The sequence below is a fragment of the Exiguobacterium sp. s123 genome (assembly GCF_018617075.1).
Lineage (GTDB): Bacteria > Bacillota > Bacilli > Exiguobacteriales > Exiguobacteriaceae > Exiguobacterium > Exiguobacterium profundum.
This window is the reverse complement of sequence record NZ_JACSJL010000005.1, coordinates 87,641-110,136: the sequence shown is the minus strand read 5'-3', so window position 1 is coordinate 110,136 and position 22,496 is coordinate 87,641. Positions and strand designations below refer to the sequence as shown.

The window sequence follows — 22,496 nt, the reverse complement described above, 5'->3', positions numbered from 1 at the left end:
CCAGTCGCCTCTATTATCCACGCCAGAAGTTCATGCCACCTTTTACAGAATAGACGTCGGTATATCCGGCACTCTTCAGCATCGCTGCCGCGCGTTGGCTACGCATCCCGCTCTGACAGATGACATAGACAGGACGCTCCTTTTCTTTCGGATATTTCGCTTGAGCATTACCGAATCCGGATAAAGGTACGTTTTTCGCCTGCTTGATATGTCCCCCGCGGTATTCATGCGGCTCACGCACATCCAACAATTGAATGTTCCGTTCTTCTGCGATTCTCCGTTTTAAATCGTCCGTCGAGACAGTTTTTACATTGTTACGACGACTCCACCAGAAATACACAAGTCCAATGACGACTGCCACAAAAAGAAAGTCCAACATATTCACGCCTCCATTTACATTTCGTTTCTTGTACCCATTATACCCCCTATGGTATTTAAGTCAATGAAAATGAATCCACAAAAAAACCACATGTGCATCACATGTGGTTCAAAAATCGAGCAATGAATCCGATTTAGGTTGTTCGTCTTCTTCCATCGGAATGCCGAGAAAGGCAGCCATCTGACGATCAAGCGGAGGTTTCGTTTCACTTGTCACGGTCGGGGACTGTGATGCCCCAACGCTTTTTGCTTCAGACGTCTCCGCTAACAAGAGTTCACAAAAACCCATTAACTTTGCCAAATGACGCTTTTGCGCTTCGCCGGTTGACGACTCAATCTGTGTCATCACCTGACGCATTTGGGCGATGACTTGTTGTTCTGTAATCATAGTCCGTACACATCCTTTACGCTTCCATTGTGCAGGATTTCATCCTCAATTCGCAAGTTCCTTAACGATTCCTTGACTCGACCCAGTTTAAAAAGGCGTCATAATCAAAACGAACTTGATTTGCATAAAAATCAGCCCATCTCGATAACTGTCGAATAAACAGGGACGGAGAGTCACCGATTGCCGCCGCGATTCGTTCGCTTGCCGTATAATCGAGCACATTCGATGACGCATCGGCCCGTGCGTGAATCTTCGCCGTGATTTGCGCTTGCACTTTCAACGTCTCAATGAGCGACGTCTCATCTTTCATGTGTTTCGCTTTCACTTTCCGCTTATACGGAGAACGTTGCCTCACATAATATTCTTTATCGTCGATTGTCAAATAGCCGAGATACGGGTCACGACTGTGGACCATTGCTCGTTGTGCGGCGACGACACGAGCGCCTTGATGCGACAATCCGTTCTCAAACAGCGGATGTGTCGGAAGAAAGAGAGACGGGACGGCGGACTGTGCTTGCTTCATCTCTAAAATAACATCTTCATCATGTTCTTCGTCGGCACCTTCAATCAAAATATAGTAGCGTTCTAAACCGATTGAAGCCGTGCCGCTCTGAAGTTTGATGGCGATATCTTTGATTTCGTAGTGATCGGCATGATGTCGGTGTTGGTCTGACAATGAAGACAGATAATCGCCCCATGCCGCTTCAATTTTCTCCCGTACTTCTGAAGAGACGGGGAGCAGGTCGTCACTCGTCGAAAAATAACGTTCCTCGTCCCGTACCTCCGTCCGTTCGGACATGAATTCATCTTTCTTCTTTTCCGCTTTTTTTATGACTTTTTTGACCGCTTTACACGTATTATCTTTCGTGAATTGAATATGCTCACTCCATCCAAGCGCATGTTTTTCAATGGCTTTGGCATAGGACTCAGCAAACGCTTGAATGGCTGCCTTGCCGTCGAATCCTGACTCGGCGGCGAACAAATCGACAGAGACCGCCATCCGCAACAAATCGAACAGATAGGACCCGATATACGCCTCATCAAAGTCGTTCACGTCATAGATGATGGTGCCGGCCCCGTCTTCGAACACACCGAAATTTTCAAAGTGTAAGTCTCCTTGAATGAACGTCGGATGGTCAGGACCTGTGTCAAAGGCGATCGGTACTTTCGCAAAGTCGTAGTAGAACAAGTGTGAGCTCCCTCGAAAGAACGAGAACGGGCTTGAACTCATCTTCGCGTACTTCTCTTGTCTCGCCTCTTCCGAAAGCTGTCGAATCGACTGGTCGTAAAAATCAAGGACGGTCCCAATCGTCTCGCACCGAATTTGTTGTTTGACGGCTGTGAACATACGGCTCTCCCCTTCACTTGTTGAATAAGTGTTTATATTCCCCGTACCCCGCCTCTTCAAGCTCTTCTACAGGAACGAATCGGAGAGCGGCCGAGTTGATGCAATAGCGTAAGCCACCAAGCTCTTTTGGACCGTCATCAAACACGTGACCAAGGTGACTGTCCCCTTGTTTTGAACGGACTTCTGTCCGTACCATGTGATGCGTCGTGTCCATGTTCAAATCGACGCGCTTCTCCTCGATTGGACGTGAGAAGCTCGGCCATCCACAATTCGACTGAAACTTATCGTGCGATGTGAAGAGTGGTGTCCCGTCAACGATATCCACGTACAGCCCTTCTCGTTCTTCATCCCAATATTCATTTTGAAACGGTGGCTCTGTCCCGTTTTCTTGCGTCACTTTATACTGCATCGGTGTCAAGCGTTCACGAAGTGCTTGTTGTTGTTTACGATCGCTCCATGCCTCTTTGATGAACTTCGCGCGTCCTGAACCGACACGGTACATCTCATAGCGGAACGGATTTTTTTTATAGTAGTCTTGATGATAGTCTTCCGCTTCCCAGAACGTTTTCGCAGGGCGGATATCGACTTCAATCGAACGATCGAAGCGACCCGAATCTTCCACTTCTTGTTTCGAACGCTCCGCTGCAGCCCGTTGCTCTTCTGAATGATAGAAGATGGCTGGACGGTACGATTCACCGCGGTCATTGAACTGCCCTCCACCATCTGTCGGGTCGATTTGACGCCAATAGATGCGAAGCAACTCCTCATACGAGATGACTTCAGGATCGAACGTGATCTCAACCGCCTCTAAATGCCCCGTCGTCTCTGAACAGACTTGTTGATACGTCGGGTTGTCGACATGTCCTCCTGTATATCCAGAAATGACACGCTCCACTCCCTCATATTTATGAAACGGTTTGACCATGCACCAGAAACAGCCTCCCGCAAATGTAGCTTTTGCCATGATAAATCCCTCCTTACTTTGTAGTGTACCCAAAAATGTGGCAAGACAACAAAAAACGAGAACCACAAAATGTGTTCTCGCTTCAGTCCTCTTCCACCTGATTCACATGACGCATCACCAAAAATAAGATGACTCCAACAATCGCAGCCCCTAAAAGCGTCAACACCATGTTATCTCGAGCTGATAAAGTATAAAAGATCGCTAATCCAATCAAAATGAGCGCAATCGGAATAAACGCTCGCTTAAAATGATCCCAGTAACGCACGGACAGTCCTCCTTTTCTCTTATCATACCAAACTTTCGATTTTCCATAACGAAAGTTCTAAAAGATGAGAAGAACTTGAATAAATCCAAAAGGATTCCAAGACGATTTGCTTGAATAGTCATTCAAGAGAGCTTCTTTCCGCAAGCAGGTTATTCCTGTCTGTTTCCAACTAGATGCTATATACTGTAACTAAATATTTCCATACGGGATAAGGGGGAGCCTCGATGCTCACAATCATTAATGCGTTCTTTATCAACCTGTGTATCTTGTTCACGCTCTTCACGATTTCCTTTTTACCGTTTCGCAATCGACCTCGTTTAACTCCACAGTCTCCTTTGAAAGGAAGGGTTTTACTCGGGGTACAGACCGGATTGATTGCCATCCTCCTTTTGGTAAATGCCTTACCGCTCGAGGGGATACTCATCGACCTACGTAATATTCCCGTTTTGCTTGCCGTTCTATTCGGGGGATGGGTGAGTGGTGCTGTCGCAGGTATCATATTATTAATCGGTCGTTCCCTAGTTCTGTTCTTTACAGGCGGTACCATGCTCGGTCTCTATCTAGCCATCGCCACAATAGTTACGTTAGTTGTCTTAACAAGTCTTTTACGGAAACGCATGGATAATACTCGGCCTACTTTGCTCGTATTCACTACGATCAGCATCGCCATTTTTGGGGCAGCGCTTTATGCCGCGCTTCCACTAAACTTGTTCTATCCCGTCTTAATCGTCTACATGTTAATGTCTTACGGGGGAGCTTGCGCCGCCTATCGATTACTGCTCGAACTACGCCGTCACTTTGAGAACGTCCAACATCAACAGCAACTAGCGCGTACAGATGCGCTCACCGGGATTGCCAATCGGCGTCTCTTGAACGAAGCCATGGCCAACTTGACGGTCGAGGCAGAAGAATACGCATTGATTTTGGTCGACATCGATCATTTCAAACGGGTGAATGACACATACGGTCACGACGTCGGAGATGATGTTTTGCGCGAGCTCGGCATGCTCCTCGTGAATGAGAGCAATGAGTGCCATTTAGTCGGTCGCTTCGGCGGCGAAGAATTTTTAATCGTCATGCCCCATGCTAATCGAGAAGAAGTATCGCAGCTTGCTGAATCTATTCGAGAAAAGGTTTCAACGTTCCCGTTCGAGACGAGTGCCGGTACGCTCCACATCACTGTTTCGCTTGGAGCTTGCCATTCGAATGATATTGAAATCGACAGTGTGTTAAAACATGCAGATGAAGCGTTATATCACGCAAAAGAGTCCGGTCGGAATCGTTTCATCCTCGCCTCTTAATGTGTCAAACTCTTCACACTTGAGCGCGTTTTCTCGCTTTACTTTCTCGAAATGAATCGTTAAACTAGGCTAGACTTTGATTCAGATCGATACATCATGATTTATTCAGAAAAGGGGAAACATCGTTCATGTCAGTTTTGTTATCTTTATTTGGAATTATGTTTATCGGCTCGTTCGCGATTGACTATAGACGTGGAAAGACACTTCAACAATCGGCAATCGGGGGGATTCGTTCGATTCAGAACAACATGTGGATTTTCTTCCGGACCTCACTTTCGATGATGATTATCATCGGTCCGCTCTTATTGATTTCAGGTTTTGTATTCTCGGATTTGGTGAGCTTTAACACGATCCCAGCATTCATCATCGCCGTTCTCAGTATCGGCTTTGCAGAACGGATTATCGGGATGACCGTGGCACCACTCATCCGCACGTTTTGGCATCAACGCGGTCGTCTTATGCCACTTTATTTAGATGCCGCTCTCTACGTATTCCTACTCTCTATTCTCGTTCTAGAGTTCTTGATGAACATCCCGGGGATTGATCTTCAGTCACCGTTCATTGCGCTATTCTATGCGTTCGCTCTCTTCTTCACGAGATACTTGTTCAGTTTGATTCGATTCACGGTTCAAAAAGGCCTAGCCTCGAATTAATTCATGACCCAATCCATGCGTGTTCGCACGTATGGATTTTTTTATTATTCTTATTGACAATGAGAATCGTTATCAACTATACTCTAGTTGTAGCTTCCCAAAAGCTTGGCGTGCACGTTCCCCAAACATATCACGTCACGTGGATTCCCCTCCACGACACTCTTTTTGAAAGCATTGCGACAACCCCCATTTGTTGCACCCATATTTGCCATAAACAAGACGAGCAGCCCACCGACGGGGCTGCTCGTCTTTTTCATGATGCGAACACTTCTTGCTCGATTTGTTTCAATTCATAGAACATGCCACGTTTCGTCATCAATTCCTCATAAGAACCGACCTCGACGATCCGTCCAGCTTCCATGACGATAATCTGATCAAACGTTTCGAGACCCGTCAAACGGTGACTGACAAGAATGAGTGTGCCTGTTCCGGCTTGCTGTAATAATTCAGAAAAGACATGGGCCTCCGTTCCTGCATCGAGTGCCGATGTCGGTTCATCGAGCAACCAGAGAAGTCCGTTTTTAAGAAGTGCTCGTGCGATGGCCAGGCGTTGGCGTTCTCCACCTGACAAGTTCGCCCCTTTCTCAAGGACCGGTTCGTCTAGCGTGAACGCCAAACGGACCCGCTCAAGCGCTACGCTCATCTCTTCATCTGTGAAGTCACCGGCTAACGCCAAGTTGTCCCGTACAGTTCCATAAAAGAAATGATTGTCTTGCAAAACAACGCTCGCATGTTGCCAAATGGCTGTCTGTTTGACATCGTTCACGTTGTACTCATCCAACCGAATCGTGCCGTCTTCCGTCCGAACGAAAGCCAAGAGCAGTTGAAGTAACGTCGACTTCCCTGACCCGCTCGGTCCCACGATGACCGTCTTCGAACCACTTGGAATGTGTAACGTCACCTCATCGATGACATCTCGATACGTATCCGGATAACGATAGCGAACATGGTCAAATGAAATGGACGGTGCATCCGTAAACGTCACGTCTTGACGTTTCGCCTCACGCGACTCAATCATTTCACTCGGCTCCGTCACTTCAAACAAACGATCCGCTGCTTGCTTGCTGTCTGCAAAGTGACCGGGGAACACGGCCATCGGCGTCGTATTCTCAAACGCTGTGAGCGACATCATGATCAGCATTGCCAAGAACAACCCGTTCAAGTCTCCATTTACCACCTGATACGCACCGATGGCCAAGACGCCCCATGAGACGAGTAAGGAAGCGGCAACGACGAGCGCCGAATTGAAGAACTGATTCGTCGTGTCTTTCCGCTCTGCCTCCATGTAACGCTCACTATGCGAATAGACAGCTTGTTTCGTGCGGTCAAGTTGGTGATGAAGTTTTAAATCCCGGTATCCGAACAGCATCTCTGTCAATTGAATCGACACATCTCCACGCAATCCACGAATCGTCTCGTCATGACGGGCACGAATTCGTGCAAATCCGAGCGGAATCAAGAATCCTGTAACGAGTACACCAAACAAAATCCATAGGCTGACCGCAAACGAGAAGAAGGTGACAAAGAAGATGGTACTCAAAAAGACGAGTACGAGAATGATCGGTGGATAAAACACGCGAAGGAAGTAGTTTTGAAGACTCTCAACGTCCCCGACGACGCGTGCGAGCAAATCGCCGCTCCGATATTTCGCAAAGATGGACGGAACGAGCGGCTCTAACTGACGATAAAACCGGACGCGCAACTCACTTAAAATCGTAAACGTCGCCCGGTGTGAGGCGAGGCGTTCCCGATAACGGCTTCCTGCCCGGATGACACCGAACAGTTTAATTAAGACAACCGGTACCATGAGTGCATACAGTGGCGGGACGAGCCCTGCCCGTGATACGAGATAGCCACTTGCCGCGAAGAGGGCGACCGCTGCAATCCCTGCCGCATATCCAAAGAAGATGGAGAGAAGAATGTCTTTCTTCTCGCGCATCATCCATTTTGTGATGGTCCAAAGCGAGTTCATCGGCTCACCCCTTTCTGAAGTGCAAACAACTCCGCATACTCTGGGACAGCGAGTAACACTTCGTGCGTCCCTTCTGCGATTCGTTTCCCGTCATCCATGAACCAAATCGTGTCCGCCTCTTTGATTGTATGCAGACGATGCGCAACCGTGATTAACGTCGCACCTTTCGACAGCTCTTCAATCGAGCGTCTGACAATCCGCTCTGTTTTCAAATCAAGGCCGGTCGTCGGTTCATCAAACAATAAAATACCAGGTCGCTTAAAGAAAGCCCGTGCGAGTGCAAGGCGTTGCCGTTCCCCACCAGATAGTCCAAACCCACCTTCTCCGAGTTCTGTCCAGATTCCGTTCGGCAACTGGTCAATCACCTCGGATAGTCCAGCTGCCTCGGCTGCTTCGAGTAACGCACGCTCGTCAGCCACTTCACCTAAAGCAATGTTTTCGGCGAGTGTCCCGGCGAACAGATACGGATTTTGAGAGATATACGCAATATTTCCATACCAGGCAGATTCCTTATACGTATGCAAGGGTTCGCCATCCACGAGGACGCGCCCTGATTTCACTTGCAAAAGTCCTGAGATCACGTTAAGGACAGTCGTCTTCCCGGAACCGCTCGCGCCGACTAACGCAAGGTGGGTGCCGGACGAGATGCGACCACTCAATGGCTGAAGGGAAAAGCGTCCACCAGCGTACTCAAACGATATCTCTTCAAGCTCGAGGTCCGGTGTCCGTGAACGAAGCGACTTTGTCCCCCACTGAATGCGATCATCCGGGGCGTCTAATACGTCAAAGATTCGGTCTGCTGCGCCCATACTGCCACGTCCCGTATGAAAGGCACTGCCCAGGTCTTTGATGGCCAAGTAATACTCTGGCGCCAACACAAGAATCAAGAATCCTGAGAAGAACGTCAGGTTCTCCCAAACGACCATCTGTAGCGCGACTTCCAGTGCTACAACGCCGGTGCTGAGCATGGAGATGAATTCCAACATGAGGCCAGATAAGAATGCCGTCTTTAAGACGACCATCGTCGCATCCCGAAAGTCGAGACTGCTCTTCTCAATCGCTTTCGCTTCTTGTTCGGTCCGATTGTAGAGTTTAAGTGTCGTCAAACCCTGTAAGACATCCAAAAACTTTCCGGAAAATTGATTCATCTTCTCCATCTGTTCCTCAGATTTTTTCTGTGTCGCAATCCCGATGATAATAAAGAACAAAGGGATAAACGGTGCCGTCACCATCATGATGACACCTGAAATCCAATGTTGGCTGAAGACGACAACCAAAATCAGAAGCGGGATAATCGAGGTTTGAATCACTTGTGGCCAATATTGACTGAAGTAGGCGTCAACCTCGTCAACAGCATCCATGAACACACTGACCTTCTTCCCAGATTGTCCCGTCAAAGAGGACTCGACCGGGCTCGTGGCATAGCGATCTAGTAATTGCAGACGTAACGCCCGTTTCGCTTTTTCCGATAAACTCGCTCCGATTCGTCCGGAGACGTATCCAAAAAGTGCTCGTGCCAATAGGGCGACGACGAGCCAAAGCAACGCCGGAATGATGGTTTCAAATGATTCATCTTTTAAAAAGATTCGGTCGACGATGTCGACGATTAAATACGCTTGCGCCAAAATCGATAGTCCAATCATGACCGCGGATAACACGAGTCCGATGATGTGACCTCGCTCGGCGAACGCAAGGGCTTGCAGTCGTTTCACTGCATTCATCCTTTCTCTATTCACAATCCGATTGCTTTGTGAGATTCATCACTAATTATACAATATGACACGTCTTGAAGCGAACGCTCCGCTCGTTCCGACATGCAAAAGACGCCCTCTCCTGAGTGGCGTCAATCGAAGTCTTGCTCAAAGTATTCAGGATGCCCGATTACAAGTTGGTGGTCATCCATTCGAAGCACCTCTTCTTTGCGAAGCTTCGCTAAAATCGTAGAAACCGTCTCTCGAGACGTTCCAGATAGACGAGATAGTTCCATCGCCGTGAACGGACAGCGGACACGTACCCCTTGCTCATCCGGTTCACCTAAATCTTCAATCAAAAAATGGATGGTATTGAGTACACGTTCTTTCGCGCTCGGGGTAATGATCTCTTGGACACGTCGTTCATGTAAATCTAAAATACGATTCATCTGTCCGATGATATAGAGCAGCATATTCGACTGTGTAGATACAAACCGCTCGAACCGTTCGGTCGGGATGTAGATGACGTCAATATCCGTCACCGCTTCGGCCGTATGACGGTAGTCTTCCTCCGTGAACAAACCATTGTACGGAAAGAACTGTTTGGGCTTCACGTAGTCCGCATATTGATGCGTCGCATGCTCGTTCATCCGTTCGAGTCTGATGTATCCACTCATTAAGAAATACACGCGCTCTCGCGGGTCTCCTTCCATGAACAGGAGCTGTCCTTTTCGATATGTTCGGCAATAGACGTACGGGACGAGCTGTTCAAGCGCTCGACTCGAACAGTTCGCAAACAGTGTTAACTGGCGTAAATCATCAATCGTCCACTTATGTCGCATCTGTATCCCCTCATTTCTAGTTAAATCCCCTACCTTAAGTATAAAACGATTCAGAATGATACCGCTTTCAAAATCCGACAGTTTTCTGACATGACAAAAGGGGGTCTCCCCCCTTTTCAGTCCAACATCAGTTCTAATAACGCGTCTTGCAAATCTCGATCGAGTTCTAACGCATGGAGGTCAAACAGCCAGGCCTCGAGACGCGTCTTCGTCGTCGCCATCTGGTACAAACGATCTTTCAAATCGTAGGCGATTTCCGCGCGATCTAAGAATCGATAGAGACGGTCAAGTCGATGGGCGTTCTGTGTTACATCGACGGGGAGCGTCACCGTCTGCTCCTGCTTCAATTCACCAATCGGGATGTGTAACGTCTGCGTCTCAGCGTCATAGTCCCCTTCCCCGACAACGCCTCGAACAAGAACGGTCAATGTCCGATTCGCCGGAACGTGGGTCAGGTCTCCTGACATCTCGATGTGTAGCGTCCGCGCTTCCCAGTCGAGCGTAAACGTCGTTTCAAGTGAGGCACCTGTCTCATAATCCCGGCTTTCCCCGTCATCTTCGTACATCGTGAACGTGTTCGAGGCACCTGGAAAGACGAGTACTTCTAGCTCGCTCGGGTTTCCCGTCTCGTTCGCATGCGGTTGATGCGGCATGAGGGGAACGATGGCACCCGCTTTGGCGAAGACCGGTTGTCCATCGAGTCCACGGAACACACGAATCGACTTGTCGCCTTCGTAACGATGTCCTGTGAAGAAGTCAAACCATTCTCCTTTTGGCAGCCAGACATTCGTTCCGGCGACGTGGAGCTTTCGGTCCATCGGCGTGACAATCGGGGACACAATGAGTTCACTGCCAAAATAAAACTGATTCGGCACTTGATAAGCCGCTTCGTCATCGGGATGTTCGATATACATCGGCAGCACGAGCGGTAACGCATTGGCATGGTTACGATAATTCATCGTGTATAGATAAGGAATGAGCTCGTGACGCAGACGTAAGAATCGCTTCATCGACTGTTCGGCTTCGATCCCGAAACGCCAAGGCTCTTTCCCGTTGAAGGTGCTGAACGTCGAGTGGAGGCGCATGATTGGACTGAACACCCCGTATGCGACCCAACGCGCGGCGAGCTCATCGTCTTTTTTCCCACGATGATGCCCTCCGATGTCGTGACTCCACCAACCGTAACCGATGTTTGTCGCTGTCGCTGTAAAATACGGCTGGAAGGCGAGCGAGGCCCACGAGATGATCGTGTCTCCTGAAAATCCGACCGGGTAACGGTGGCTCCCTGGTCCTGCGTAACGAGAGAAAATGAGCGGGCGTTTGCCGTCACGGGCGATGTCGATGGCATGATAATGATTCAGCATCCATAGCGGATCGAGTCCTTCCATCTTCGAGGTCGACCCTTGTTGCCAATCGATCCACCAAAAATCAACGCCATCCGCCTCATGTGGATGATGCATCTGCTCAAAATATGCTTGAATGAATCGTTTGTCTGAAAAATCGAATGGGATTCGGTCCCCCGATTCCGGTTCGACGCCCATGGCCTCGGCCATCGCCACGTACTGATCTTCAAACGCACGGACACCGTCCGCGGGATGCAGGTTCAACGTCACCATCATTCCCTCATCCTTTAGCCAGTTAAGGAAACGCTTCGGTTCGGGAAACAAGTTTTTGTTCCACGAATAGCCCGTCCAACCACTCCCGTACTCTTCGGGAATGTCCGTCACGTGCCAGTCCATATCGATGACACTGACCGAGAACGGGACATCTTCTGACTTGAAACGGCGCATTAACGCCTTATACTCCTTTTCGTCGTATCGCCAGTAGCGGCTCCACCAGTTCCCGAGCGCTTTACGAGGGAGCATCGGCGTCGGACCCGTCAACGTGTAAAAGTCTCGAAGTGCCTGTTTATAGTCATGACCATATCCGAAGTAGTAAATGTCATGGATCCCTTTTCGTCGCGGCTCGACGAAGCGATCATCTGTCATCAAAAACGAGGATGAATCATCTATGATCGCATACCCTTGTTTGGAGAGGATCCCTTCTTCTAACTCCGTCGCCCCGTCCACATGGTCGAGCGTCCGCGCCGTCCCTTTCAGCGTCCGCTCCGGACCGTTGAACATGTAGCGGCTATAATACGTGCTAAAGTTCCCTTTCACGTCCACGTAGAGCGTGTTCGGCGCGAACGGACCTTTCGTATAATACAAATGGACATGTTCGGTGATGATTTGGAGTTCTGTCTCATCTTCAATCACTCGGAATTGTGGAACGTCAAATTCCCGATTCCACGCCACTTGGGTGGCGCGGTCTTCAAAGACACCGTCCTCCGCATATTCCATTCGAATCAACTGACTCGTCAATACGGTGAAGCGATAACAGCTTCCTTGTACGATTGCCCCTTCTCTTGCTTTTGGTCTCATCCACGACTGGTACACATGATTTTCTTCGAATAGGCGCATACATTCGAGCGTTTCCGCTCTCCGTCACTTCCTTCCTGAAATTAGTGCAAACGTTTACACTGAATATGATAGCAATCTCATTTTTGGCATACAACCTTCCTTCCCCTTGAACCCGGGCAGAAAACAAAAAAAGTCGCAAACGCTTCACGTCTGCGACACATTCTTATTGTTGGAGTGATGGGGCCAGACGGACACGTGTGCCAGCTTCTCCGTCAATGGCGGCTACAGCCTGATCGAGCGACGTGATGATGGCGACACGGTTCGTACCGGATTCGGCAAACTGCAGCGCCGCTCTTACTTTCGGCAACATACTGCCTGGCGCGAACTGCCCTTCCGCGATATACGTCTCCATCTGTTCTTTCGACGTTTCTTGAAGTGCCATCTCGTCCGGCTTCCCAAAATTGACATACACATGTTCGACAGCCGTCAAAATGAGTAAGACGTCTGCGTTGACGAGGTCAGCCAGTTTCGCAGCCGCGAAATCTTTATCGATGACCGCCTCGATGCCGACGTATCCGTCCATTGTCTCCATGACGGGAATGCCACCGCCACCAGAAGCGACGACGATGTGCCCCGCTTCAACGAGTGTTCGAATGACGGCGTGTTCGGCGATTTTCATAGGGATTGGACTCGGCACCACACGACGATACCCACGTCCTGCATCTTCTTTGAAGACGTAACCTGTCGTCCGTTCGAGATGGAGTGCCTCTTCTTCCGTATAAAACGGACCGATCGGCTTGGTCGGATGATGAAACGCACTATCGTTCGGGTCGACAATACTTCGTGTCACGAGAGAAGCCACATGCTGTTCAAGACCACGTGCACGAAGCGCTTTGGTTAGTGCATTCTCGAACCAGTATCCAATCATCCCTTGCGTCATCGCACCACAGACATCAAGCGGCATCGCTGGTGTGGCTGGACTGTCTGATGCGGCTTGTTGCAACATCAGGTTTCCCACTTGCGGACCGTTCCCATGCGTGATGATGACCTCGACTCCTTCCGCGATGAGTGCAGCGAGAGATTCCGCCGTTGCCTCAACCGCCTGTATTTGTGCTTCGGCTGTCGCATCTTTGCCTTGTTGAATCGCATTCCCGCCTAAAGCGATGACCACTCGTTTTTTCTCCATATCCATACCCCCGATCAGATGACTGAAATATTACCCGATAGTATGCGTACGACGGCGAAAATGGCGAGTGCGGTCAACACACCGGCGACCATCCATTCCGTTTTAGTGAGTGACTTGATGCCATTTTCACGTTGCGCCTTCATGTAGAGAAGGGTTCCCGGTGCATATAAAAGTGTAGTGAGAAGTAAATAATCGATTCCAGCGGCGTAAATGAGCCATAGTCCATAAACAGAGGCGACCAATCCAATTGCTAAATCGCATGTTTTTCGTTCACCGGTACTATATCCGATTCCGTTCTTCGCCACTTTCACTTGATAAAAGGCCGAGAACACGTATGGGATCAAAATCGCACTCGAAGCGAGAGAAAAAGCAAAGTTATATGCGGCATCTGAAATCAAGAATGTGAAGAGGAAGAGCTGAATCAACCCATTCGTCAGCCAAAGGGCATTGACGGGAGCCTGATTTTGATTCTCTTTCGTGAACCATTTCGGGAAGACCCCATCTTTGGCGGCAACGAATGGAATCTCAGCTGCTAAAAGCGTCCAACCGAGCCATGCGCCAAGGACAGAGATGACGAGCCCTCCGTTGATGAGCATCGCACCCCACGGACCGACGGCCGACTCGAGCAAATATGCCATCGCGGGTTGCGAGGCGTTCGCCACGTTTTCCGGTGTCATGAGACCGAGCGACATGATGGAAATGAGCAAATAAATGACGAGTGTACCGAGCAACCCAATCACGGTTGCTTTCCCGACGTCCGAACGTTTCCGAGCACGACCAGAAAGAACGACGGCCCCTTCCACACCGATAAAGACCCAAAGCGTCACGAGCATCGTCGAAACGACTTGGTCACGCACACTTCCCCACGAGAAACCGCCTTGTCCCCAAAAATCGAAGGTGAAGTTTTCGAGATTAAAGAAGAACAAGGTAATCGTAATGAATGCAAAAATTGGGACGAGTTTGGCAATCGTCGTGACGATGTTGATCATCGACGCCTCATGTACCCCACGTAAGATGAGGGTATGCACGAGCCACAGCATAATTGATGCGCCAATGATCGACGCGATATTCTGTCCCCCTTCAAAAATCGGGAAGAAATAACCGACCGAACTGAATAGCAGTGTGGCATACGCCACATTCCCGAGCCAGGCAGACAACCAATATCCCCAGGCCGAGTTAAATCCGACGAACGACCCAAAGCCTGCCCGTGCATAGCTATATACACCACCATCGAGATCAGGACGGCGCATCGTCAGATTTTGAAAGCTGAGACCGAGCGCAATAATCCCGATCCCTGTAATCACCCACCCGATGAGAATGGCACCCGCATTCGCACCTTGCGCCAAATCGGCAGCCAAGTTAAAGGCGCCACCACCAATCATCGATCCGACGACAAGTGCCGTCAACGCTCCGAGACCTAACCGCTTGTCTTGCTTGTCAGGATGTACTCCAGCCGAACCACCTGAGTCATGCTCCAACTTCGTAGACATTCTACTCATCCCTTTCGCTTATTTTGAACCGGGAGGGGGAATCCCCTCCTCGTCAACGATCAAGCCATTCGCGTGTCTCCGTGAGCGTCGCCGCCATTACCGCCTTGATGGTATGCATCCGGTTTTCCGCCTCATCAAATACGAACGAATGACGACTGCGGAACACTTCATCGGTCACTTCCATTTCCGTCAAACCGTACTGTTCGTGAATCGCTCGACCGACTTCCGTTTCTAAGTCGTGGAAGGCAGGGAGGCAATGTAAGAACATGATGTCTGGATTGCCACTCTTTTGAAGCATGTCCATGTTCACTTGATATGGTCGCAACAGTTCAATCCGTTCTGCGAATGCCGCTTCCTCGCCCATCGATACCCAGACATCCGTGTAGACGATGTCCGCTTGATCCATCGCTTCCTCAATGCTCTCCGTCAAGGTGATCACAGCACCGGTTTCAGCAGCGACCGACTTCGCATAGTTCACGATTTCGTCAGATGGCCAGAGCGATTTCGGTGCACAGATCCGCATATCCATTCCTACTTTTGCACCACCGATCAACAGCGTGTTGCCCATGTTGTTCCGTCCGTCGCCCACGTATACGAATTTGATTCCGGCAAGTTCTCCTTTTTGTTCTTTCACCGTCAAAAAGTCAGCCAAGATTTGGGTCGGGTGATACAAGTCGGTCAAGCCGTTCCATACCGGTACGCCTGCGTCTTTCGCAAGACCTTCGACCGTCTCGTGGGCGAAGCCACGGAACTGAATGCCGTCAAACATGCGTCCAAGGACGATCGCGGTATCGCGCACCGATTCTTTCTTCCCGAACTGGATGTCATTTTTGCCTAAATATTCGGGATGCATCCCTAAATCGATGGCAGCGACCGTGAACGCACAACGCGTCCGCGTCGATGGTTTTTCAAAGAGCAAGGCAATGTTTTTACCTTCACAAATCCGATGTGGAACACCTTGTTTTTTCTGACGTTTGAATGCAGCAGACAAATCGATCAAGTAGTTGATTTCTTCACCCGAAAACTCGTTTAGCGATAAAAAATGACGACCTTTCAAATCAAAATTGAACGTTGTAGACATACTGCTTCCTCCTTATCACATTTAGATGTCTTGTCGGATAATCGGACAGCTCATGCAACGTGGACCCCCACGTCCGCGTGATAGTTCACTCGACATGATTTCAATCACTTCGACGCCTTCTTTACGAAGTAACTCATTCGAGACATAGTTTCGGTCATACGTGACCACGACACCCGGCGCGATGGCGAGCGTGTTCGATCCATCATTCCATTGTTCTCGGGCTGCCGCAATTGGATCGCCACCACCACAAGGAATCAACGTCGCCTCTTGTAAGCCGAGGACGTCTTTTAACACCTTCAACAAATCCGAGTGCTGGGCAATCTGAAGTTCACCTTCCGCGTTTAACGTGAGCTCGAAAATGTTCATCTTCCCTTCCGGTCCTTGAATGAACGGATGGATGGTGAATTTATCATGATCGACCATCGTGAAGACGGTATCAAGATGCATGAAGGCGCGTGATTTTGGAATTTCGATGGCGATGACTTTTTTGAAGCTGTCTCCATGCTTGAGTAGGTTGAGGGCGACACGCTCGATGCCTTGCGCGGTCGTCCGTTCCGAGATGCCGATGGCGACGACTTCTTTCGACAAGACGAGTTCGTCTCCCCCTTCCATCGCAAACCGATAATCACGGTCCGACCAGATGGGAACATCATGTTTCGCAAAGCGTGGGTGATAGCGCATAATGTATTGCGTGAAGAGCGATTCACGGCGACGTGCCGGTTCTTTCATGCGGTTGATGGAGAGTCCGTGACCGATTGCAGCGGCCGGGTCTCGTGTAAAGTAGAGGTTTGGCATTGGATCCAAAAAGAAGGGGTACGTGTCTTCAATCATTTCATGCAGATGTCGGCGTTTTTCTGGCTTGATCTCCGATTTCCGGATACCGGCCATCACCGTCTCTATCAACATTTCGTTATCAAAATCGAGTAAATACTCTTTTAATGTTTCGTAAGAACCGTTGATATTTGATTTGGACTCCGATAAGATATCCGCGACAAACTTTTCGCGCACACCAGGGAGTGATAACGTTTCGGCCATTAGTTTTTCGAGGTAAAGGACTTCCACACCACGATTTTGAAGCGCACTCGCAAAATAATCGTGCTCTTTTTGAATGACCGGCAAATGGGGAATATCATCGAACAAGAGGCGCTCTAAATATTCTGGAGTAAGGTTCTCTAACTCCCGACCCGGTCGCTTCAGTAATACCGTTTTTAATTCTCCAATTTCTGAATACACATGAATCGGATGTTTCAGCGTCGTATCTTGTGAAATCGGTTGATTCGTCATTGAGATCATCTCGCTTCCTCCTTGTGATTCGGGTGTGTGACTACCCTTACCTTATCACTTTACCAAATTTGCGAATGTCTAATCCGACAGTTCACCTGTTGCCGATTCCGCATTGATATGAATAAATGTTCACTCATGTGAATGAACAAACAATGCTCTAGAAATCAGGACGATGGCAAAGGGAAATAAGATGTATGGCTGATGTATAGTATCGCCCTAAAAAATGTAGAAAACTTTTTTTTATTCACCGTAAATGAAATTGAAAACGTGAGAGATCAGGATGTGAGCATATGAAAATTGAAGAAACGGAATACAACGAACATGAAGCAGCGCTTCGTACATTGATTCAAAAGGGAGACCCGGTCGATTTTCAAGATCTCTTTCTCTCCCTTCACCCGGGTGAACAGGCGGATCATTTTATCGAACTAAATCAACATGAGCGGTCGTTCGTGTATCGAACCATCTCCCCTGAGGTATTCACCGATCTATTTGAAAAGCTGACGTTAGAGGAACAATGTACATTTATCCAAGAAACACCTCAGTCGTATGCCGTCCGAATCTTGAATGAAATGTATTCGGACAACGCGGCCGACTTGATGCGGGAACTACCCGATGCGTTCATGGACACGCTATTCGAGCAGATGGATGATATTGAGGAACAAGAAGTCAAAGATTTGATGCAGTATCCGGAAGAAACGGCCGGATCGCTCATGACAACTGAGTTTGTCGTCCTTCAAGCTGATAAGACGGTTGGACTGACCCTTGAAGAGTTGCGTGAACTCGGACCAGATGCCGAAACGATTTATTACTTATATGTGGTCGACCAAGCGCACCAACTGGTTGGTGTTGTCTCCTTACGTGATTTAATTGTCGCACCGCTCGAGGCGAAAATTGAAGACATCATGGGGTTCCGCGTCATTTCGGCAAACGTCATGACCGACCAGGAAGACTTGGCCAGGATTGTCCAGAAGTACGATTTGTTGGCCCTTCCCGTTATCGATGATCAGCAAAAGCTACTTGGCATCATCACGGTCGATGATATATTAGATGTCATCGAGCGCGAAACGACAGAAGACTTTGAAGAACTCTCCGCGACGAAAGGTTCGTCTGATATCAACATGAGTCCGCTTGAAGCAGCGAAAAAACGTGCCCCTTGGATTGTCAGCCTCATGTTTCTCGGCATGATTACAGCTTCGACGATTGGCGGTTTCGAAGACACCCTCGAAACGATTGTGCTTCTCGCTGTCTTCATGCCACTTGTCATGGGCTCTGCCGGGAACGCAGCCACGCAATCACTCGTCGTCGCTGTGCGCTCAATTGCACTCGGGACCATCAATCGAAAGAACGTTATGAAGATGATTCGACGCGAACTCGGAACCGGCATCATCTTAGGGATTGCGTGTATGATTGTCATCTTTGGCGTCATCACGCTGCTGTATGACAACATGCTGATCGGTTTCATTGTCGGAGTTTCCATCTTTGCCGCACTCAGTGTCGCCACAATGATCGGCACGGTTGTCCCGCTTCTCATCAATCTCCTGAAGTTAGACCCGGCTGTCGCTTCCGGACCGTTCATCACGACATTGATGGACAACCTAGGGCTCATCATCTACTTCACGGTTGCGACGTCTATGCTTCAGTTTTTTTGACATTCGAAAGAACATTCGATTATAAAAAGCGGTGCTGATTTTGTCAGCACCGCTTTTACTCGCTATGTTGTTGAGATTCCTCTAACAAACGCTCTTCATTTTCATTGAAAGCCTCGATTTCCTCATCCGTCATCACTTCGTTTCTTTCTTCCACATAAGGATTGTCTTTCAATGATGTCTCTAGTTTGCTCAAGTCAGCACTGAGCCCGCTTTCTTGATAAAGGTTAGGTTTTCCTACCGAAGTCAGTGTCCCTGTCCGATTCACTTTGAAATGTCCCAGTTGTAGACCGACAATCCGATATGCATTCTCCATCACGGGTCCTTCATATCTTTGTAAATACAGCAAAACGGTCTCGTCTCGTTTGACGAGCGGGTCTTCTTCCATATCATTTTGTAAAAGGGTGATCGTATCGGCTGACTTCAGTTGACCATTCACGTCTCGATAGACACGCTGCACTTGAATGTGTGATTCAAAGAATGTGACCGATTGATGTGTAAACGGTTTAGGAGCACTTCTCACTTTGCCGACGATGACAATCGGCGAGCTTGTAGCTAAATCGTCTATGTGTCGGAAGCTTTCGGTCACAGCCAAATCACTCGTGTTTTCTTCTTTCAGCATTTCGCTAAACATGATATAACCTGCTATCACTACAACAGATAACATTCCAATCATCCACTTCTTCACGAGGTCCCTCCCATCGGTCCATCCATCCTCATCGATTTTCTACTCTCGTACGACAAGTACGCAATCGTCCCCACGTTCATGGTTTCTGTATGATTCGATCAAAACAATAGGACTACCTTCTTATAATTTAGGGTATTTCCTACAAATACATATAAAACATAAGTAAGGAATGAGGGGATTTCATGACATTTCAACAAGTACTCTACATACTCGTGACCGGTGCCCTGTTCATGGCGCTCGTCGCTTACGTCTCGTATCGCATGACGAAAGGAAAAGTCGAAAGCGCCGACGATTACTTCTTGGCCGGTCGCGGTCTAACAGGCGTCTTCATCGCGGGATCGCTCCTGTTGACCAACTTGTCAGCGGAACAATTGATTGGCTTGAATGGCCAATCGTTCGCCGGCAACATGTCGGCCATGGCTTGGGAAGTGACGGCCGGTATCGCCGCCATCATCATGGCGCTCTTTTTGTTGCCACGCTTTCTTGGCATCGGGATTTCGACTATTCCTGAATTTTTAAGTCAACGCTATGACGAGGACGTTCGTCGATTGACCGTCCTGTTATTTCTACTCGGCTATATGTGCGTCACGATTCCATCTATGCTGTACTCAGGTGGATTAGCCGTCCTGCAACTGTTCGATGTGCCGGCCCTTCTCGGCATTAGCTTTGAGCAGTCCCTTTGGCTCGTCGTTTGGTTCATTGGGATTATCGGGGCGATTTATGCCATCTTCGGAGGTCTTCGTGCCGTTGCCGTATCGGACACGTTGAACGGGATCGGACTCATCATTATTGGATTCCTCGTTCCGACACTAGGCTTTCTCGCACTAGGGGACGGGAATTTATTGGACGGGATGAAGACGATTGCGACGACGAATCCCGAAAAGTTGAACGCCATCGGTTCCGCTAACGACTCGGTCCCGTTTCTCTCCATTTTCACCGGAATGATTTTTGCGAACTTGTTCTATTGGGCACTGAATCAATACGTGATTCAACGGGCCCTCGGTGCAAAAAACTTAGCGGAAGGACAAAAAGGCGTTCTCTTTACCGGCTACTTGAAATTACTCGTTCCAATCTTCATGTTGTTACCTGGCGTCATCGCGTTTCACTTGTACGGGTCGAACGTCGAGAAGGCAGACCTCGCTTATCCGAGTTTGATTGCCGAGCTGTTACCGATGTGGCTCATGGGCTTTTTCCTCGCCGTCTTGCTCGGTGCCGTATTCAGCTCGTTCAACTCGCTCTTGAATAGTATCGCGACGCTCTTCGTACTCGACATTTACAAACCGAAGTTTAAACCGGATGCTTCTGACCAAGATTTGATTCGCGTCAGCAAATGGTTCGGGACGTTCGTTGCACTCGTCTCGTTCTTTGTCGCCCCGAATCTTATGTATGCGCCAGATGGCTTGTGGGACTTGATTCGTCGCTTCACCGGTTTCTTCAACATCCCGATTCTCGTCATCGTTTTAATCGGGATGCTTGTTAAACGTGTGCCGCCAATCGCCGCGAAGACCGTCGTCTTTTTCCACGTCATCGCCTACTATTTCCTCGTGTGGGGAACGAAACAATGGTTCGACGTCGAAATCGGCATCAACTTTATCCATATTTACGGAATCCTCTTCGTCATCGAAACGGGAATCATGCTCGTATTTGCGCGTGTACGACCGATGCTGCAAGCAAATCCGATTCAAATCGAACTCGGACGAGTCAAACCGTGGCGGCATGCCCTTTCGACATCGATTTTACTCGTCGCTTCGATGATTTTCGTTTATCTTGTCTTCTCGCCAATCGGACTCGCTTATGCGAACGGCATCGTCTCCAAATGGTTTGCTCCACTGACAGTGGGACTTGTCGTCATAACGTCCGGGCTCATCTGGGCATCTTACCGCTATGGTATTTCTCGTTATGAACGCTATTTAAACAATTTGGGTGAAGAGCCGTCCGATGTAGAAGAACAAAGCAGCTAAACCAATAGACCTCCTTGAACTTACACGTCAAAGAGGTCTACTTTTTGTTGTCGCTTCCGTTCATACATGGCATCGTCCGCACGTTGCCAAAGCGCCTCAATCGTTTCTGGACAAGATGCCCACGCCAACCCGATGGCGACAGAAATCGATTCTTTTTGACAAGCCGCTTCGATTTGACGAACCATTCGTTCACATGCATCGCGAGGCATCATCTCTAGAAACAAGACGAACTCATCTCCCCCTAAACGATACACGGATGATTCAATTCCCTGAAGAATCTTCCCGACCCGTTTCAACAAATCGTCACCAGCAGAATGCCCTTCCATGTCGTTCACGACTTTCAAATCGTTCACATCCAGCACGATGATTCCGACGTTACACGCATTTTCGGCTTGAGCAATCGTTTCTTCAAACGCTCGACGATTGAAGACACCGGTCAAGCTATCGTGGCGACTTTCATACATGAGACGTTCACGCTCGGTCATGGCTGCCTCGATGTTCCGAATCACACCTTGAACCGCTACGATTTCATCATTCTCATAGATTGGCGTCGTGTATTCCTCGAACCATACATAAGTGCCGTCATTCGTGCGCCATCGCTGAAGAATCGCTTCTTCATAGTTGACGCGTCCCGCCACTTTATCGAGCAGGAGACGTCGATCATCCGGATGGATTCTCCGAAAACAATCTTGTGCATCTGAATAACTTCGCATCACCGTTCCTTCTCCGAGATATAAGTCTAAAGAAGGACTGATGTATCGGAAACGCCAAGTCGGTTTCGTTTCAAAAATATAAATGACATCTTTCGTTTGATTCCCGAAATGCATAAACGAAAGAGACTGTGCATGTGGCTGTGGACGTTTGGATAGCCACAAGGCAATCAAAAATCCAACGAGTACCCCCCAGAAGAATAACGTCATTGAATCCACTTCCTCTCTGTTCGCCCATATCGTACCACG

Annotated in this window: 19 protein-coding genes; 4 read left to right on the top strand and 15 right to left on the bottom strand. The window is 48.8% G+C overall.

The genetic code is table 11. The features are described from left to right. Nucleotides 1–13 precede the first annotated feature (13 nt). The 5 genes from KNO72_RS10165 to KNO72_RS10145 form a co-directional block, all read right to left on the bottom strand. Nucleotides 14–379 carry a rhodanese-like domain-containing protein gene (locus KNO72_RS10165; RefSeq protein WP_012727509.1) on the bottom strand — a complete coding sequence of 122 codons (366 nt, stop codon included), beginning with the start codon at nucleotides 377–379 and terminating at the stop codon, nucleotides 14–16. Nucleotides 380–487: 108 nt separating this feature from the next. Next, nucleotides 488–766 carry a DUF5327 family protein gene (locus KNO72_RS10160; protein ID WP_078147766.1) on the bottom strand — a complete coding sequence of 93 codons (279 nt, stop codon included), beginning with the start codon at nucleotides 764–766 and terminating at the stop codon, nucleotides 488–490. A gap of 61 nt (nucleotides 767–827) precedes the next feature. Further along, a complete protein-coding gene (locus KNO72_RS10155; protein ID WP_214687636.1) occupies nucleotides 828–2,114 on the bottom strand; it encodes a DUF2252 domain-containing protein in 1,287 nt (428 codons plus the stop codon). A gap of 13 nt (nucleotides 2,115–2,127) precedes the next feature. Next, nucleotides 2,128–3,078, bottom strand: a complete 951-nt coding sequence (gene msrA / locus KNO72_RS10150; RefSeq protein ID WP_074035519.1) for a peptide-methionine (S)-S-oxide reductase MsrA — start codon at nucleotides 3,076–3,078, stop codon at nucleotides 2,128–2,130. Between the two features lie 82 nt (nucleotides 3,079–3,160). Continuing rightward, nucleotides 3,161–3,343: a hypothetical protein gene (locus tag KNO72_RS10145; protein ID WP_031422036.1), complete on the bottom strand. Its 183-nt coding sequence runs from the start codon at nucleotides 3,341–3,343 to the stop codon at nucleotides 3,161–3,163. Between the two features lie 224 nt (nucleotides 3,344–3,567). Here KNO72_RS10145 and KNO72_RS10140 point away from each other — a divergent pair, with 224 nt between their 5' ends. Then, nucleotides 3,568–4,644 (top strand): diguanylate cyclase, encoded by a 1,077-nt coding sequence (locus tag KNO72_RS10140; RefSeq protein WP_214758073.1) that lies wholly within the window; start codon nucleotides 3,568–3,570, stop codon nucleotides 4,642–4,644. Between the two features lie 128 nt (nucleotides 4,645–4,772). Continuing rightward, nucleotides 4,773–5,297 carry a hypothetical protein gene (locus tag KNO72_RS10135; protein WP_214758071.1) on the top strand — a complete coding sequence of 175 codons (525 nt, stop codon included), beginning with the start codon at nucleotides 4,773–4,775 and terminating at the stop codon, nucleotides 5,295–5,297. 253 nt (nucleotides 5,298–5,550) lie between these two features. On the opposite strand, the gene cydC is transcribed toward KNO72_RS10135, so the two are convergent. From cydC to arcA, 8 genes are all read right to left on the bottom strand, one after another. Continuing rightward, the gene (cydC, locus tag KNO72_RS10130; RefSeq protein ID WP_214758069.1) at nucleotides 5,551–7,269 is read right to left on the bottom strand and encodes a thiol reductant ABC exporter subunit CydC; all 1,719 of its coding nucleotides are present in this window, start codon (nucleotides 7,267–7,269) and stop codon (nucleotides 5,551–5,553) included. Then, nucleotides 7,266–8,990 (bottom strand): thiol reductant ABC exporter subunit CydD, encoded by a 1,725-nt coding sequence (cydD, locus tag KNO72_RS10125; RefSeq protein ID WP_214758067.1) that lies wholly within the window; start codon nucleotides 8,988–8,990, stop codon nucleotides 7,266–7,268. The genes cydC and cydD overlap by 4 nt, the downstream gene beginning before the upstream one ends. A 122-nt stretch (nucleotides 8,991–9,112) precedes the next feature. Continuing rightward, on the bottom strand, nucleotides 9,113–9,802 hold the full coding sequence (locus KNO72_RS10120) for a Crp/Fnr family transcriptional regulator (RefSeq protein ID WP_214758065.1): 690 nt from the start codon (nucleotides 9,800–9,802) through the stop codon (nucleotides 9,113–9,115). Between the two features lie 116 nt (nucleotides 9,803–9,918). Next, a complete protein-coding gene (locus KNO72_RS10115; protein ID WP_214758063.1) occupies nucleotides 9,919–12,261 on the bottom strand; it encodes a glycoside hydrolase family 31 protein in 2,343 nt (780 codons plus the stop codon). Between the two features lie 163 nt (nucleotides 12,262–12,424). Next, nucleotides 12,425–13,387 (bottom strand): carbamate kinase, encoded by a 963-nt coding sequence (gene arcC, locus KNO72_RS10110; protein ID WP_078147774.1) that lies wholly within the window; start codon nucleotides 13,385–13,387, stop codon nucleotides 12,425–12,427. Between the two features lie 14 nt (nucleotides 13,388–13,401). Continuing rightward, the gene (gene arcD / locus KNO72_RS10105; RefSeq protein WP_078147775.1) at nucleotides 13,402–14,877 is read right to left on the bottom strand and encodes an arginine-ornithine antiporter; all 1,476 of its coding nucleotides are present in this window, start codon (nucleotides 14,875–14,877) and stop codon (nucleotides 13,402–13,404) included. Between the two features lie 52 nt (nucleotides 14,878–14,929). Further along, nucleotides 14,930–15,958 carry an ornithine carbamoyltransferase gene (argF, locus tag KNO72_RS10100; protein ID WP_214758060.1) on the bottom strand — a complete coding sequence of 343 codons (1,029 nt, stop codon included), beginning with the start codon at nucleotides 15,956–15,958 and terminating at the stop codon, nucleotides 14,930–14,932. Between the two features lie 21 nt (nucleotides 15,959–15,979). Beyond that, nucleotides 15,980–17,209: an arginine deiminase gene (gene arcA, locus KNO72_RS10095; protein ID WP_031422019.1), complete on the bottom strand. Its 1,230-nt coding sequence runs from the start codon at nucleotides 17,207–17,209 to the stop codon at nucleotides 15,980–15,982. 323 nt (nucleotides 17,210–17,532) lie between these two features. On the opposite strand from arcA, the gene mgtE reads away from it, so the two are divergent. Continuing rightward, complete coding sequence (gene mgtE / locus KNO72_RS10090) at nucleotides 17,533–18,891, top strand: magnesium transporter (protein WP_214758058.1); 1,359 nt, start codon at nucleotides 17,533–17,535, stop codon at nucleotides 18,889–18,891. Nucleotides 18,892–18,946: 55 nt separating this feature from the next. On the opposite strand, the gene KNO72_RS10085 is transcribed toward mgtE, so the two are convergent. Beyond that, on the bottom strand, nucleotides 18,947–19,576 hold the full coding sequence (locus KNO72_RS10085) for a hypothetical protein (RefSeq protein ID WP_078147778.1): 630 nt from the start codon (nucleotides 19,574–19,576) through the stop codon (nucleotides 18,947–18,949). Nucleotides 19,577–19,758: 182 nt separating this feature from the next. On the opposite strand from KNO72_RS10085, the gene KNO72_RS10080 reads away from it, so the two are divergent. Next, a complete protein-coding gene (locus tag KNO72_RS10080) occupies nucleotides 19,759–21,537 on the top strand; it encodes a solute:sodium symporter family transporter (RefSeq protein WP_214758056.1) in 1,779 nt (592 codons plus the stop codon). A 20-nt stretch (nucleotides 21,538–21,557) separates the two neighbouring features. Here the strand turns inward: KNO72_RS10080 and KNO72_RS10075 are convergent, their stop codons facing one another. Next, nucleotides 21,558–22,457: a GGDEF domain-containing protein gene (locus tag KNO72_RS10075; protein WP_214685277.1), complete on the bottom strand. Its 900-nt coding sequence runs from the start codon at nucleotides 22,455–22,457 to the stop codon at nucleotides 21,558–21,560. Nucleotides 22,458–22,496 lie beyond the last annotated feature (39 nt).